Here is a 15,077-nt window from a genome sequence, read left to right on the forward strand (position 1 = left end):
TCTCCCGACGGCGTCGATCTCGTCGATAAAGACGATGCAGGGGGCCGACTTGCGGGCCTGCTCGAACAGGTCGCGGACGCGGGCGGCGCCGACACCGACGAACATCTCGACGAAGTCGCTGCCGGAGATGGAGAAGTAGGGGACGCGGGCTTCGCCCGCGACCGCCTTGGCGAGCAGGGTCTTGCCGGAACCGGGGGGGCCGACCAGCAGGACACCGTGGGGGATGCGGGCGCCGAGCTGGTGGTAACGCTCGGGGTGGCGCAGGAAGTCGACGACTTCCTGCAGGTCCTGTTTGGCCTCGTCGCAGCCCGCGACGTCGGCGAAGGTCAGCTTGATCTGCCCCTCGCTGATCACCGCCGCCTTCGACTTCCCGAAGTTGCCCGCCGCGCCCTCCCCACCCCCGGGTCGGCGAAACAGCAGCACCAGCAGCGCCACGATCAGCAAGCCGGTGAGCAGGCCGCTCACCAGGGTGATCACACTCAGGCGCGGGGGCGCGGCGTAGGTGACCTCCACGCCCGCCGCTTCCAGCCGGGGCAGCGCGATCAGGGGGTCGGCGGCCAGGGTGCGGGTCTCGAACCGTTGCTGGTCCGCCAGCCGACCCGTCAGCAGGGCGGTGTTGTTCTGAATCTGCACGGTGAGCGTCTGGACCTCGCCCGCCCGCAGCGCCGCCGTGAACTCGTTCAGCCCCAGTTCGTCCGGGCGGCTGCGGGGACTCAGCACGGCGATCACCAGCAGCAGCGCCCCCACGCCCGCCGCCAGTCCCCAGCCCCAGGCGCCGCGTTTCACCCGCGTGCCCCCTGCCCCCGGGCCCGTCCTGGTCCTATGCGGCCCTGTACCCTCCGGCCCTGTGTCATGCCCCAGTGTAGGCCGATGCGCCCGGGAAACTCTGGAAGGAAACCGGCGATGTGACTGAACGGGAGAGTTGGCCGAGTTGAGCGTGGTCCACTCAAGTCTATTGACAGCTTCCAACTGTAGCCTTATGCTGTGCGCAGTTCAGAACTGCTGTCCGCTGGGCAGCAGAATCTTACGTCTGACTCCCTCAATTTCCCTTCCCAGAAGGGTTGACCTCCAAGGAGACACCATGCCCAAAGCCGTCGGAATCGACCTCGGTACCACCAACAGCGTCATCTCGGTCATGGAAGGTGGCCGCCCGGAAGTGATCGTCAATGCCGAGGGCGCCCGCACCACCCCCTCGGTCGTGGCGTACAAGGGCGACGAGCGCCTGGTCGGGCAGATCGCCCGCCGTCAGGCCGCGCTGAACCCCCGCGCCACCATCTTCGAGGCCAAGCGCTTTATCGGCCGCCGCTGGGACGAGGTCAAGGAGGAAGCGGCCCGCAGCCCCTTCACCGTCAAGGAAGGTCCCGGCGGGTCGGTGCGCATCGAGGTGAACGGTCAGGACCTCGCCCCCGAGCAGGTCAGCGCGGAGGTGCTGCGCAAGCTGGTGCAGGACGCCTCAGCCAAGCTGGGCGAGAAGATCCGCGACGTGGTGATCACCGTGCCCGCCTACTTCGACAACTCGCAGCGCGAGGCCACCAAGCAGGCGGGCGAGATCGCGGGCCTGAACGTGCTGCGCGTGATCAACGAGCCCACCGCCGCCGCGCTCGCCTACGGGCTGGAGCGCAAGGGCAACGAGACGGTGCTGGTGTTCGACCTCGGGGGCGGCACCTTCGACGTGACCATCCTCGAACTCGGCGACGGCGTCTTCGAGGTCAAGTCCACCTCCGGCGACACGCACCTCGGCGGCGCGGACTTCGACCAGCGTCTCGTGGGCTGGCTGGCGGGCGAGTTTGAGCGGGAGCACAACTTCGACCTGCGCAAGGACCCCCAGGCCCTCCAGCGCCTGATCGAAGCCTCCGAGAAGGCCAAGATCGAGCTGTCGAACGCCTCCGAGACCACCATCAGCCTGCCCTTCATCACCTTCGACCCCGAGACGCGCACCCCGCTGCACCTCGAGCGCAGCCTCAGCCGCGCCAAGTTCGAGGAGCTGACCGCCGACCTGCTGCGCCGCGTACGCCAGCCGGTCGAGCAGGCCCTCGCGGACGCCAAGCTGAGTGCCGCGCAGATCGACGAGGTGATTCTGGTCGGCGGCTCGACCCGCATCCCGGCGGTCAAGCGCATCGTGCAGGACCTGATTGGCAAGACGCCCAACGAGTCGGTCAACCCCGACGAGGCCGTGGCCCTCGGCGCGGCGGTGCAGGCGGGCATCATCCAGGGCGACGCTTCCCTCGGGGACATCGTGCTGGTCGACGTGACGCCGCTGACGATGGGCGTGGAGGTCAAGGGCGGCATGATCGCCCCGATGATCACCCGCAACACCACCGTGCCCGCCAAGAAGACCGAGATCTACACCACCGCCGAGAACAACCAGCCGGGCGTGGAGATCAACGTGCTGCAGGGCGAGCGCCCGATGGCGAGCGACAACAAGTCTCTCGGCCGCTTCAAGCTCGAGGGCATTCCGCCCATGCCCGCCGGACGCCCGCAGATCGAGGTGACCTTCGACATCGACGCCAACGGCATCCTGCACGTGACCGCCAGGGAAAAGACCAGCGGCAAGGAAGCGTCGATCCGCATCGAGAACACCACCACCCTCGACAAGAGCGACGTGGAGAAGATGGTGCAGGAGGCCGAGCAGAACGCCGAGGCCGACCGCCAGCGCCGCGAACGGGTCGAGAAGCGCAACAACCTCGACTCGCTGCGGGTGCAGGCCATGACGCAGCTTGACGAGAACGCCGGGGCCAGCGAGGACGCCAGGAGCAGCCTCAAGGCCGCTGCCGACGAGGCCGAGGAAGCCGTGCGCCTCGACGACGACGCCCGCATCGAGGCCGCCCAGAAGCGGCTGGAGGAAGAACTCCGGGGCTTCATGACCGCCGCGCAGCAGGGCGGGCAGGCCCAGGGCACCGAGACCGGACCCCAGGCCCCCAAGCAGGACGACGACGTGATCGACGCGGACTTCAAGCCCGCCGACTGAGCGACCTTCCACTCCGCACAGACCGCACACCGAGGGGGGAGAGGACGGCTGACCGGCCCCTCTCCCCTATCTTCACCGCATGTTTCGCAGACGGGGGACCCCCATGACCCAGGACGATCAGAACCAGACCACACCGCAGCCCGAGCAGGGCACCCAGGACCGCAAGAAGACCCTGGACGCCGACACGGGCACCGAAGTCGACACCGACCTCCCGGGCGCCGAGACGGACAACCTCGAAGAGGACCTTGACGCTGCCGGATTCCCCGGCATGGACGAGGGCATGTTCGCCCAGGTGCAGGAGATGATGGGCAAGCTGGGGCGGGCCGACGAGCTGGAAAAGGAGAATGCGGACCTGCGCGGCAAGCTCGGGCGCCTCGCCGCCGACTTCGAGGGCTACCGCCGCCGCACCCAGGAGGACGTGGAGGCGGCCCAGGGACAGGGTGTGGCGAGGGCGGCCGAGGCCCTGATGCCCGTCTACGACGACCTCGACCGGGCGCTGAGCATGGGCGCGGGCGACCCCGCCCAGCTGATTCCCGGCATGCAGGCCGTGCAGAGCAAGGTGCTGCTGGTCTTCGGCGGGCTGGGGCTGGAGGCCACCGGACGCGAGGGCGAGGTGTTCGATCCCCGCTGGCACGAGGCGATTCAGGTGGTGCCCGCCGACGAGGACGACGTGATCGTGCAGGTTTACCAGCTGGGCTTCCGCATGGGCGACCGCTCGGTGCGGCCCGCGCGGGTGGTGGTCGGCAAGAAGCAGTGAGCACCCGGTGGTCAGCTTCCAGCCCTTGACGACGCCATTCTCGCTGGCGGCTGGCCGCTGAACACCTGAACGCTGGAGGCGCCCCATGGCCTACAAGGATTACTACAACGTCCTCGGCGTCACGCGCGGCGCCTCGGACGCGGACATCAAGAGCGCGTACCGCAAGCTCGCCAAGACCTACCACCCCGACAAGAACCAGGGAGACGGGAAGGCCGCCGACCGCTTCAAGGAGATCGGGGAAGCCTACGCGGTGCTCTCCGATCCCGAAAAGCGCAAGCTCTACGACCAGTTCGGGCACACCGGGCAGGTGCCGCCGGGCTACGGCGACGCGGGCAACTTCCAGGGCGGCGACTTCGCGGGCTTCGATCCCTCGCAGTTCAGCGATTTCTTCCAGGGGCTGTTCGGGATGGGGGGGCGGCGGGGCGGCGGCTTCCAGGGGGGCGCGGGAGGCTTTCCGGGCGGCGGGCAGCAGGTCAACCTCGACGACCTGCTGGGCGGCATCGGCGGCACCCAGGGGCGGCGCTTCGTGCAGAACGTGGAGGGCGAGTTGCAGGTGACTCTGCAAGAAGCCTTCGCCGGGTCGGACGAGGTCATCAACGTGGACGGCAAGCGCCTCGCGCTGCGGGTCCCGGCTGGAACGCGCGACGGCTCCCGGCTGCGGCTGGCGGGTCAGGCTCCGGGGGGAGGCGACGTGCTGCTCACCATCCGGGTGCTGGAAGACGCCCGCTTCGACCTGGAGGGCGACGACCTCGTCACCACGGTGGATGTGCCCGCCCCCGTCGCGGCGCTGGGAGGCCCCGTCACCGTGCCCACGCTGGGGGGCAACGTGACCCTTACCGTGCCGCCCAGCAGCAGCGGGGGCCGCCGGATGCGCCTGCGGGGACAGGGCTGGCCCCGGCGGGACGGCACGCGGGGCGACCTGTACGCCCGGCTCAACCTGACCGTGCCGCGCGACCTCAGCGACGAGGAGCGGGAGCTGTACGGCAAGCTGCGCGACCTTCGTTCATAACCGCCTCCACAGCGAGAGAGCCGCCCAGTTGAACGGGGCGGCCCTCTCGCTTGTGCGTGTTACTGGGGATCGGCGCTGGGCTGGCTGACCCCTTGCAGGGCCGTCTCGTCGGCGCTCCCGCCTGTCCGGACGGCGAGGTCCCCGAGGCTGACCATCCCAGCGATCTTGCCGCCGTCGGTCACCGGGAGGCGCCGCAGCTGGCGGTCGGCCATCTCACGGGCGGCCTCCTGCACGTCGGTGTCGGCGTCCATCGTGAAGACGCTCCCGGTGGTGTAGTCGGTCACGGCGGTCCCGGAATCGTGGCCGTAGGCGACCGCCCGGACCACGATGTCGCGGTCGGTGATGATCCCGCTGGGGTGATCGCCGTCCATCACCAGCACGGCCCCGATGTCCTGTTCGAGCATCAGGGTGGCGACTTCCTTGAGGGTGGCCTGCGGGTCCACGGTCACGGGGCTGGGCGTCATGATCTCTCGGAGGGTCGGCATGGGGGAACCTTACCCCGCCGCAGCGCCGGGTCCGGTGGGAAGTCGCTAAAGAGGCCAAAAGAAGAGGAGAAGGCGCGTGGCCCTCTCCCCCCTTGCCTGACTCGCAGCTCAGCGCATCAGCCAGTCGAAGCTCGTCTTCATCAGCAGGGCGCGGCTCTGGGGGGTCAGGCCCTCGAGCCCGAAGCCCATGTTGACGGTGCGGTAGGCGCCCGCGTCGTTGGCGACGATGGACCCGGCGTTCTCGGCCGCGTTCTGGGCCGACACGCGCGGCGCGGGCGTCTGGGCCTGGGCCTGCGGCTGGCTGCCGAAGATCTGGCCCAGGATGCCGCCGATCAGGTTGGCGGCCAGGCGCTCGACCAGTCCACGCGGGTCCTGCACCTTCTGCCCGGCGCGGGCGGTGTTGGGGTCCACCCGGATGCTCTGGGCGGTGATGGTGCCCGCTGTGGCGTTCGCGCTGCCCCACGAGGCGACCACCTGCGAGCCGCTGAGGTCCGCGATCACGTCGGGGTAGTACTGGTTGCCCGCGCTGCCCGCCGCGTTGAGGGTAAAGGCGGTGTTGCCGAAGGCGCCGCGCGTCACGAAGCGGGGGTTGCCCGAGCTGTCCGCCACGAAGCGGGTCTTGAGGGTCGCCGTGTAAAAGGCGCTGCCGCCGATGTCGTAGCCGATGTCCTGCCCGGTCACGAGCAGGCGCCCCCCACCCGCGAGGTACTGGCGCAGGGTGTTCTGGTCCTGGGCGGTGATGGTGTTCTGGTACTGCTCGCCCGTCGCCCAGATCACGACGTTCACCCGCTGCATCTCGGAGAGGGGGACGGCGCCCTGGGTCTGGGTGTTCCACACGAAGGCGCCGTTCGCGGCCGCGTTCGCCTTGACCGCGTCGCGCAGCGCCGCCGTCACGTCAGCTCCCTGGCCCATGTCGTCGTCCACGAGCAGGACGCGGGGCTTGGCGCCGCTGGCGGGCGGCGTGGGCGTGGGGGCCGGGGCGGGCGCGGGAGCGGGGGCCGGAGCAGGCTGACCGGCCACCGGCTTGATGAAGCAGCCCTTGCGGACGCCGGGAGCAGGGTCACTGCCCCACTCGGCCACCGTGCAGTTGAAGCCGTCGGTGCCGATGCCCGTCAGGTAGCGCCCGGCCGTGCCGAACGCCGCCTCGCGCTGGCCCTTGAAATCGCAGAAGCTGCCCTCCACCGCGCACAACTCGAAGCCCGCCGGACCCGTGGGGTTGGCCGGAGCGGGAGCCGGGGCTGGGGTGGGTGCTGGGGTGGGTGCCGGAGTCGGCGCAGGAGTCGGAGCCGGAGTGGGCGTGGGTGCCGGGGTCGGGGCGGGGGTAGGCGCGGGCGTCGGCGCCGGAGTGGGGGCGGGTGCCGGAGCCGGGGCCGGAGCGCCCGCCGTCACGCCCAGCTTGCTCAGGGCACCGGGGACGCTGATCAGGCCGTAGCCGACGTTGTTGTTCTTGCTGCCCGCGTTGCTGGCCGAGGTGTACAGCGCGTTCTTGACCGCGTCCACGCCCGTGCCCGGCCTGGCCGAGAGCATCAGGGCGACCGCGCCCGCCGCGATGGGGCTGNGCGGGTGCCGGAGCCGGGGCCGGAGCGCCCGCCGTCACGCCCAGCTTGCTCAGGGCACCGGGGACGCTGATCAGGCCGTAGCCGACGTTGTTGTTCTTGCTGCCCGCGTTGCTGGCCGAGGTGTACAGCGCGTTCTTGACCGCGTCCACGCCCGTGCCCGGCCTGGCCGAGAGCATCAGGGCGACCGCGCCCGCCGCGATGGGGCTGGCCTGGGAGCTGCCGCTCAGCGCCCCGTACTGCCCGTTCGGAAACGAGCTGGTGATCGCCACACCGGGGGCGGCGATGTCGGGCTTGACAAAGACGCCGTTGATCTGGCCCTGCCACGCGACCGGGCCCCGGCTGCTGAAGGACGCGACCTGCCCGTTCTGGTCCACCGCGCCCACCCCGATGGCGTCGGGGAGGTTGCCGGGGCTGCCCGTGCTGGCCGAGGTCGGGCCGAAGTTCCCGATCGCGAACACCGGGGCCACGCCCGCCTTGAGCATGTTCTGGACCGGCACGATGAACTCGTCGTAGGTGCCGGGAATCCCCAGGCTCATGTTCACGACCTGAGCGCCGTCGTTGGTATCGGCGTTGTTGTCGGGGTCCAGCACGTACTGCATCCCCGCGATCACCTGCGCGAAGGTGCCCTCGTTGTTGGGCAGGACCAGCGCACTGATCAGCCGGGCATCGGGAGCCACGCCGACCGTCTTACCCGCGATCAGTCCCGCCGTGTGGGTGCCGTGGTTGGTGGTGTCGCGCGGAGTGGTGCCGATGCGGTCACCTTCCGCGTTGAACTCCGCGAAGGCGGCGATGCGGCCCGCGTACTCGGGATGGTTGGGGTCGATGCCGCTGTCGAGATGCCCGACCCGGATGTTCTGCCCCCGGAAGCCCGAGGCCCACGCCTGGGGGGCTCCGATCTTCTGGAGGTGCCACGGCGTGCCGCTGGGCGCCGAGGCCGCACTGAGGGCCACCGCACGGGGAATCTGGACCTTGAAGTTCTCGAAGACGGCGTCCACGAAGGGGAGGGCCGCGAGCGCCCGCGCCTGCACCGGGGTCAGCGGCAGGAAGATGCTCTGGTCGAGCCACAGCTGGGTGACCCGGCCCGAGTTGACGGCCTGGTTGATAAACCCGGCGGCGGGACCCAGCTGCGCGAGCCGCGCCTGAAGCTGCTGGCGCGAACTCTTGAACAGCGCCCGGCCCCGGTCGGTGTTGCTGAACTTGAAGCGGACGATCACGCCGGTGGGGGTCTGGTCGCCGCGCTGCGCCCGCTGCAGCAGCGAGGGCGAGATCGTTCCAGCCTCGGCGAGGCTGGCGCTGCCCAGCGTCAGGGCGGCGCCGAGCAGCAAGGTGGCCTTGGTCTTGGTCATACCCGGCAGCCTAACGGCCCCCCCGTGACGTCCCCTGAAGCCCAGATGAGGAAGTCTTGAGGCGGCGTCAGGGGCGGGTCAGTCGCCGGGGGCGCCTAGCGGGCGTACTGCAAGATCACCTGGCCGTCGCTGGTAGCGCCGCGCATCATGCTGAACCGGCGAACGCTCAGGACCGTCTGCCCTCCTCTCAGGGACAGCAACTGCACGTTCAGATTGATACCGTTTTGCGTGTAGGGGTTGTTGCCGCGCAGGGTCCACTCGAACCCGCTCTGCACGTCGAGCGCCCGTTCCTGCGCGTTGCCGGGCACGAACGCCTGCGGCTTGCCGGAAAATCCCTCGGGGGCCCGCAACTCGCCGGTCAGCAGGTCGATCTCCAGGCCGCGCAGCACCCCGTCCAGGCCCGCCGTGTCCCCGAAGCGCAGGCGACTGCCCTCGCGGGTCACGGGCAACTTGACCCGCTTGTTGATCGCTGACAGCGCGGGCTCGAACAGCACGTACCCCTCGAACTCGGCGCGGCTGATGCCCAGCCGGGGGTCATAGGCAGGCTTCTCGCCGCGCTGGTACTTGCTCATGATCGTCCGCAGCGCCTCGCGGTCGCCGCCCATCTCCGCGACCCGGACCGGCAGGGTCACGATCAGTCGGCTGGCCTGCCATCCCATCAGCTGGGCACTCTGGCCCGGCTGCGGCAGCAGGCCCACCAACCGGGTCAGCCACCCGCCCGGCAGCGTGGTCCCGGCAGGCGCGGCCTGAACATGGACCGGAGCCAGGGTCGCGCTGCCCAGGACCAGCAGCATCAGGGAAAGGCGAAGGGCGTGCATGCCACGGCGGAGCATACGCGCCCAGGGTGAGAATTGCCCCCCGACTGCGCCTCATCCGGCCCCGGGCGGTCGTCAGACAGACGTCAGCCGCGCCGGACGAGGCCCAGAGGGATCAGGCCTTGCCCACGCTGCCCAGCACCCGCAGCTTGTGCTCCACGATCTGGCCCATCAGGTCGCGGGCGGGGCCAAAGACCTTGCGGGGATCGAATTCCTTGGGGTTTTGCTGAAGCACCTCGCGGATGGCGACCGTGCTGGCAAGGCGCAGGTCGGTGTCCACGTTGACCTTGGCGATGCCGTGCCCCGTCGCCCGCTGAAGGTCCTCGTCCGCGATGCCCGCCGCGTCCCCGATCTCGCCGCCCGAGGCCCGGAAGCGCCCCACGATCTCGGCCGGAACGCCGGAGGACCCGTGCGCGACGAGCGGGATGGTCGTGAGCTGCGCGATCTTCTCGATGCGGGCGTGGTCGATGTAGGGACGGCCCTTGCCCTTGTACGCCCCGTGCGAGGTGCCGATGGCGATGGCAAGGTAATCGGTGCCCGTCTGCTCGATAAACTGCACGGCTTCCTCGGGGTCGGTCAGGAAGGCGTCCTTTTCATCCACGACGATGTGCTCCTCGATGCCGCCCAAGCGCCCGAGTTCGGCCTCCACGCTGATGCCCATCGCGTGCGCGGCTTCGACGACGCGGCGGGTTTCCCGGACGTTCTCCTCAAAGGGGTGGTGCGAGGCGTCGATCATGACGGACGTGAAGCCCATCTTGATCGCCTTCAGCGCCGATTCGTAGGAGGAGCCGTGGTCGAGGTGCAGGGCGACGGGAATGGTCGCCCGCCCCGCGATGTCCTTGACGATGTTGGCGAGGTCCTGGCCGCCGTACTTGATCGCGCCCTCGGACATCTGGACCATCACGGGGGAGCGCAGCCGCTCTGCGGTGTGGATGATCGCCTGGGTGATCTCCATGTTGTTGGTGTTGAACGAGGGAACGCCGTAGCGCCCCGCGCGGGCGGGAACCAGAATGTCGTTGCCGGTGACGAGCATGTGTCCTCCTTGGGTGGGCCCTGCCGGGTGGGTCTGGTGGGCCGGAATGTGCTCTGTCATCCTAACCCGGCCGGGTCCGGTGTCCCCGGACACCTGCAAGCGGCGGGGGCGGGCAGCGGTAGGATGGATCCATGACCTCCACCCTTCCCACGCGGCCCGGCGAGGACTTCGCGGCCCGGCTCTCGGCCCGCGCCGGGCGCATGAGCGCCAGCGCCATCCGCGAACTGCTCAAGCTCACGCAGCGCCCCGAGATCATCTCGTTCGCGGGGGGGCTGCCTGCTCCCGAGCTGTTTCCGCTGGACGCGATCCGGGCGGCGGCGAACGCAGTGCTCGACCGCCACGGCCCCGCCGCCGTGCAGTACGGAACGACCGAGGGCCACCTTCCCCTGCGCGAGTGGATCGCCGCCCAGACGCCCGGCCTGACGCCGGGGCACGTGCAGATCGTGACCGGGAGCCAGCAGGGGCTGGACCTGCTGGGCAAGATCCTGATCGACGAGGGCGACGTGGTGCTGGTCGAGGCACCGACCTACCTGGGGGCGCTGCAATCCTTCCAGCCCTACGGCCCGCGCTACGTGGAGCTGCCCACCGACGAGCACGGCATCGACGTGGACGCGCTGGAAGACGTGCTGAAAACGCACCCAGCCAAGCTGCTGTACGCGATTCCCAATTTCCAGAATCCGACCGGGCGCACCCTCAGCCTGGAGCGCCGCCGCCGATTGGTCGAACTGACCGCGCAGTACGGCGTGATGGTGCTGGAAGACGACCCCTACGGCAAGCTGCGCTTCACCGGCGAGGCGCTGCCCAGCCTCTTCACGCTGGGGCTGGAGCGCGTGGGCGGCGACCCCGAGCGCAACCACGTGCTGTACTCGGGCTCCTTTTCCAAGACGCTGGTGCCGGGGCTGCGCGACGCCTGGGTGCAGGGGCCGCACCTGATTATCGAGAAGCTGGTGCAGGCCAAGCAGGGGGCCGACCTGCACACGCCCATCTTCAACCAGATGATCATCACCGAGCTGGTGGGCGAGGTGCTGCCGCGCCAGATCGAGATCGTGAAGCGGGCGTACGGCGAGCGGGCGCAGCACATGGTGGGCCGTCTGCGCGAGCACTTCCCGGCGGGCGTGCAGTTCACCGAACCCGAAGGCGGCATGTTCCTGTGGGTCACGCTGCCCCAGGGGCTGGACACCACCGAACTGTTTCCGCGTGCCCTGGAGCGCGGCGTGGCCTACGTGCCGGGCCGCCCCTTCTTCGCGCTGGGCGGCGGGGCCAACACCATGCGCCTGAGCTACTCCAGCGCCACACCCGAGCAGATCGAGCGCGGCGTCCGGGCGCTGGCCGAGACGTTCCGGGAGGCGATGGGCTGACCTTGTGGGTGGGAGAGGGGGCCTCCGCGTGGGGGCCTCTTTTTCATGGTCTTCTCTTCACCCGTCTGGCCCCCGCTATCATCCCCCCCGATGACCCCGCCGACCCCTTCCGAGGCTCCCCTGGGCGTGTTCGACTCCGGAGTGGGGGGCCTGAGCGTGCTGGCCGAACTGCGCCGGGCGATGCCGGGCAAGGATTTTCTGTACCTCGCGGATACCGCCCATGTGCCTATCGGTGCCCGGCCCGACGAGGAAATTCGTGACCTCACCGCGCGGGCGGTGGCGGCGCTGCACGCCCGGCGGGCGGGGGGCGTCGTCGTGGCGTGCAACACAGCCTCCGCCTTCAGCCTGACGCACCTGCGGGAGCGGTACGGCCCGGACTTCCCGGTGATCGGCCTGGTGCCCGCCGTCAAGCCCGCCGTGGCCGCGACGCGCACCGGGGTGGTGGGCGTGCTGGCGACTCCGGGCACGCTGCGCGGCACGCTCCTGAAGGACGTGATCGCCCGCTTTGCCGAGCCCGCCGGGGTACAGGTGCTGACCGCCGTGAGCGCCGAACTCGTGCCGCTGGTGGAGGCGGGGCAGGCGAGGGGCGAGCGGGCGCGGGCGGTGCTGCGCGAGGTGCTGGCGCCGCTGGCGGGGGCCGGGGCCGACCAGCTGGTGCTGGGCTGCACCCACTATCCCTTTCTGGCCCCCAGCATCCGGGCCGAGTTCGGGGACACCTTCGCGCTGGTGGACTCGGGGACGGCGGTGGCGCGGCACACCCGGAACGTGCTGGCAGGGCTGGGGAGGCTGCGCCAGGACGCGGGGGGCGGGCACGTCACCTACCTCGTGACCGGGGACCCGGCGGCGTCGCGGCCGGTCATCACCACCTTGACGGGCGAAGACGGGCACAATGTCACGGTGCAGCAGGTGACGACTTGACCTCTTCTCCCTCCTCCCGGCTTCCCGTGCGCGAGGGCCGCGACCTCCTGACCCCCCGGCCGATGACGCTGGAGCGGGCCATCAACCCCCACGCGCCCGGCAGCGCCCACCTGAAACTCGGGCGCACGGAGATCCTGGCGACCGTCAGCATCGAGGACAAACCCGCCCCCCACATGCGCGGCAAAAAGGAAGGCTGGCTGACCGCCGAGTACGCCATGTTGCCCCGCGCCACCACCGACCGGCAGGCCCGCGAGCGCAACCTGCAAAACGGTCGCCGCCACGAGATTCAGCGGCTGCTGGGGCGGGCGCTGCGGGCCTCGATCGACCTGCGGCCCTTTCGCAACCAGACCCTGTATGTGGACTGTGACGTGCTGGTCGCCGACGGAGGCACCCGCGTCGCCAGCGTGCTGGCCGGATACGCCGCGCTGCACGACCTGTGTGACCGCCTGATCAACTCCGGCACGCTGACCGACTGGCCGCTGGTGCACGCGGTGGGCGCGGTGAGCGTGGGTCTGGTGGGCGACGAGGTGCGGGTAGACCTCGACTATGCCGAGGACAAGGTCGCGCGGGCCGACCTCAACGTGGTCGCCACCGAAGGCGGACTGGTCATCGAGGCGCAGGGCGGCGCCGAGGAGGGCCCCATCACCCCGGACGAGTACGTGCGGCTGCTGACCACGGGGGTGGAGGCCGTGGGCGGGCTGCTGCGCGAGCTGGAGCGGCAGCTCTAGACGGGGGGGCCGGGGGCCGCGCCCCTCTATACTGGCCTGCGAATTCAAGGAGAACCTATGAGCGTGACGGGAGCCATCGGGCGGGCGCTGCTCGCCAGCATCTTTATCAAGAACGGACTGGACCACCTCCAGAACCCCGAGCCCATCGTGCGGGCCACGCGCGGCGCGGAAATCCCGCAGCCCGAACTGGCAGTCAAGGCCAACAGCGCCGTGCTGGTGGGCGCCGGAACGCTGCTCGCGCTGGGCATCGCCCCCCGCGCGGCGAGCGCGGCGCTGGCGATCAGCCTGGTGCCGACCACCGTGATCGGCCACCCCTTCTGGGACCGCGAGGGCCGCGAGCGCCAGCAGCAGCAAAACCAGTTCCTGAAGAATCTGGCGCTGTTGGGGGCACTGCTGGCGGTGGGCAGCCGCCGCCGCTGAGGGCGGTGACAGGGATTCCGGAGCATCTGTTCCAACCCCCGCGCTGCGCGGCGGTGCTTCCACTCCTTCCCGTCATCCCCGTTCCTGCTCCCTCCGGTCGGGATTTACCGTCATGGCATCCCTGTTATGGCATCCCTGTTCATCCGGAAGCCTGATGACAGCTCCAGATTGCCCGGCGTCCGCGCCTCTGCCGGAATCGCCGTGACCAGCACCTCGTACTTGCCCGTCACGAACACCTTGAAGCCCGCCTTGTGGAGTCCCCGGCGGGCTTCCGTCACGTCGGCGGCCAGCAGGCTGAGGTCGGGCCGGGCGAAGTTGCGCAGCCTCGCGCCGTAGCTGAGCGAGCCGTCGCGGTAGCGGGCGTTGGGGTAGCCCAGGATCAGCCCGCCGGACGGCGTGAGGTGATGCCGCCGCAGCGCCGCGAGCAGCACGTCCTGCCGGATGCCCGGACTCTGCAGCAGGCTCAGGGCGAGGACGAGGTCGAAGCGGCCCAGTTCCGGCCGGGGCAGGGTGGTCACGTTCAGTTCGAGGAAGGTCGCGCCGGGGTGCCGCGCCTGCGCCGCCGCGAGGGCCGAGGCGCTCAGGTCCACGCCGACGACGTCCAGCCCACGGCCGGGAAAGGCCAGTTCCAGCGCGTCCAGTTCCCGGCCCCGGTTCACCCCCAGCGCGAGGACCCGGCCGCCCTGCGGGGGGCTGACCCGGCGCAGCGCTTCCACCAGCGTCAGGAGAAACACCGGGTCCTCGAGCTTGTCCACCCGCGCCCAGTCGCCCCCGGCCCCGTAGCCCCCGGCGTCCGGCCCCGGCACGTCGGCCCAGGCCCGCAGCCGCAGGCGAACGCGGCCCGCCCCCACCCGCTCGGGCGTCAGCAGGTGGGCGCCCAGCAGGTCCGCGAGATCGGTCCAGGTGTGCCAGGGGCGGTGCAGGCCGTGCGCGGTCGCCTCCCCCGCGTACAGGCCCAGCCCCAGATCGGGATCGGGGACGGTCAGGGCGACCTCTCCCGCGTCGGCCAGAGCGGCGCGGAGGGCGGGCAGGATCACCGAGAGGGGCTCGTGGGTGAAGTGGAGGGCAGGGGACGTGGGCACGGCGTGTCCGAGCCTAGCCCGGGACGGCGCGGCGAACCAGGAAAGGCCGCCCGGACACAGCGGCCCACGAGGGCAGAGACACAGTGGCCCACGAGACCAGACACAGCGCGGCCCACGAGAAGCGGCCCAGCATCCCGAGGGACCTGGGCCGCAGAAAAGGGGTCTGGCCTCAGGGGCGCAGCAGGGAGGCGAGCTGGCGCAGGCCGTCCTGGTCGGCGGCGGGGGCGCTGGAGGCCGCCTGCTCGGTGGCGTCGGCGAGGCCGGGCAGCAGGGCCGCCGCGCCGTCGAGGTCGCCACCCTCCAGCATGGAGCGCAGCTGCGAGAGCTGACCGGTGATCCCGCCCGCGCCCGACGCGCCGCCCAGGGTCTGCTCCCAGGCCGAGATGTTGCTGACAGCGGCGCCCGCGTCCACGCTGGTCACCCCGCCCTGAAGAGCCTGAAGGGTCTGCTGAAGCTGGTCATTCATGTTCCTGCCTCCTTTTGTTGGTGCTCCGCCATCTGACCCTGTTCGCGGCGCCCGGGCTGTAAGCCTGCTTGCAGGTCCGGCGAGACTTAACTGACATCTTGCAGTTTTAGAAAAGGCTGTCTGGAACGCGCTT

At 70.4% G+C, this 15,077-nt stretch carries 13 protein-coding genes and 2 pseudogenes; 7 read left to right on the forward strand and 8 right to left on the reverse strand.

The window, feature by feature from the left end:
* On the reverse strand, positions 1–786 hold a 786-nt coding region (locus QOL99_RS08425), incomplete at its 3' end, for an AAA family ATPase (protein ID WP_285522972.1).
* Positions 787–1,081: 295 nt separating this feature from the next.
* Here QOL99_RS08425 and dnaK point away from each other — a divergent pair.
* The 3 genes from dnaK (at position 1,082) to QOL99_RS08440 (ending at position 4,734) form a co-directional block, all read left to right on the forward strand.
* Positions 1,082–2,968, forward strand: coding sequence for a molecular chaperone DnaK (gene dnaK, locus QOL99_RS08430; protein WP_285522974.1), 1,887 nt, complete (start codon positions 1,082–1,084; stop codon positions 2,966–2,968).
* A gap of 103 nt (positions 2,969–3,071) precedes the next feature.
* Positions 3,072–3,725 carry a nucleotide exchange factor GrpE gene (locus QOL99_RS08435; RefSeq protein WP_285522976.1) on the forward strand — a complete coding sequence of 218 codons (654 nt, stop codon included), beginning with the start codon at positions 3,072–3,074 and terminating at the stop codon, positions 3,723–3,725.
* A gap of 85 nt (positions 3,726–3,810) precedes the next feature.
* Positions 3,811–4,734 (forward strand): DnaJ C-terminal domain-containing protein, encoded by a 924-nt coding sequence (locus QOL99_RS08440; protein ID WP_285522977.1) that lies wholly within the window; start codon positions 3,811–3,813, stop codon positions 4,732–4,734.
* Between the two features lie 59 nt (positions 4,735–4,793).
* Here the strand turns inward: QOL99_RS08440 and QOL99_RS08445 are convergent, their stop codons facing one another.
* The 5 genes and pseudogenes from QOL99_RS08445 to fba form a co-directional block, all read right to left on the reverse strand.
* Positions 4,794–5,219 carry a CBS domain-containing protein gene (locus tag QOL99_RS08445; protein ID WP_285522978.1) on the reverse strand — a complete coding sequence of 142 codons (426 nt, stop codon included), beginning with the start codon at positions 5,217–5,219 and terminating at the stop codon, positions 4,794–4,796.
* A gap of 108 nt (positions 5,220–5,327) precedes the next feature.
* Positions 5,328–6,776: pseudogene (locus QOL99_RS17975) on the reverse strand (peptidase S8); the annotation flags it as partial.
* 88 nt (positions 6,777–6,864) lie between these two features.
* A pseudogene (locus tag QOL99_RS08450) lies at positions 6,865–8,124 on the reverse strand (S8 family peptidase); the annotation flags it as partial.
* Positions 8,125–8,219: 95 nt separating this feature from the next.
* Complete coding sequence (locus QOL99_RS08455; protein WP_285522981.1) at positions 8,220–8,942, reverse strand: hypothetical protein; 723 nt, start codon at positions 8,940–8,942, stop codon at positions 8,220–8,222.
* Positions 8,943–9,054: 112 nt separating this feature from the next.
* Positions 9,055–9,972 (reverse strand): class II fructose-1,6-bisphosphate aldolase, encoded by a 918-nt coding sequence (gene fba / locus QOL99_RS08460; protein WP_285522982.1) that lies wholly within the window; start codon positions 9,970–9,972, stop codon positions 9,055–9,057.
* Between the two features lie 131 nt (positions 9,973–10,103).
* On the opposite strand from fba, the gene QOL99_RS08465 reads away from it, so the two are divergent.
* The 4 genes from QOL99_RS08465 (at position 10,104) to QOL99_RS08480 (ending at position 13,396) form a co-directional block, all read left to right on the forward strand.
* The gene (locus QOL99_RS08465) at positions 10,104–11,330 is read left to right on the forward strand and encodes an aminotransferase-like domain-containing protein (RefSeq protein WP_285522983.1); all 1,227 of its coding nucleotides are present in this window, start codon (positions 10,104–10,106) and stop codon (positions 11,328–11,330) included.
* A gap of 90 nt (positions 11,331–11,420) precedes the next feature.
* On the forward strand, positions 11,421–12,248 hold the full coding sequence (gene murI, locus QOL99_RS08470) for a glutamate racemase (protein WP_285522984.1): 828 nt from the start codon (positions 11,421–11,423) through the stop codon (positions 12,246–12,248).
* On the forward strand, positions 12,245–12,976 hold the full coding sequence (rph, locus tag QOL99_RS08475) for a ribonuclease PH (RefSeq protein ID WP_285522986.1): 732 nt from the start codon (positions 12,245–12,247) through the stop codon (positions 12,974–12,976). Before murI ends, rph begins: the two co-directional genes overlap by 4 nt.
* A 57-nt stretch (positions 12,977–13,033) precedes the next feature.
* Complete coding sequence (locus QOL99_RS08480; RefSeq protein ID WP_285522987.1) at positions 13,034–13,396, forward strand: DoxX family protein; 363 nt, start codon at positions 13,034–13,036, stop codon at positions 13,394–13,396.
* Positions 13,397–13,506: 110 nt separating this feature from the next.
* On the opposite strand, the gene QOL99_RS08485 is transcribed toward QOL99_RS08480, so the two are convergent.
* Entirely contained in the window at positions 13,507–14,478 is a 972-nt protein-coding gene (locus QOL99_RS08485) for a methyltransferase (RefSeq protein ID WP_285522989.1), read from the reverse strand.
* 169 nt (positions 14,479–14,647) lie between these two features.
* Positions 14,648–14,944, reverse strand: a complete 297-nt coding sequence (locus QOL99_RS08490; protein WP_285522991.1) for a hypothetical protein — start codon at positions 14,942–14,944, stop codon at positions 14,648–14,650.
* Positions 14,945–15,077: the final 133 nt, after the last annotated feature.

The sequence above is a fragment of the Deinococcus rhizophilus genome (assembly GCF_030271215.1).
GTDB classification, from domain to species: Bacteria; Deinococcota; Deinococci; order Deinococcales; family Deinococcaceae; genus Deinococcus; species Deinococcus rhizophilus.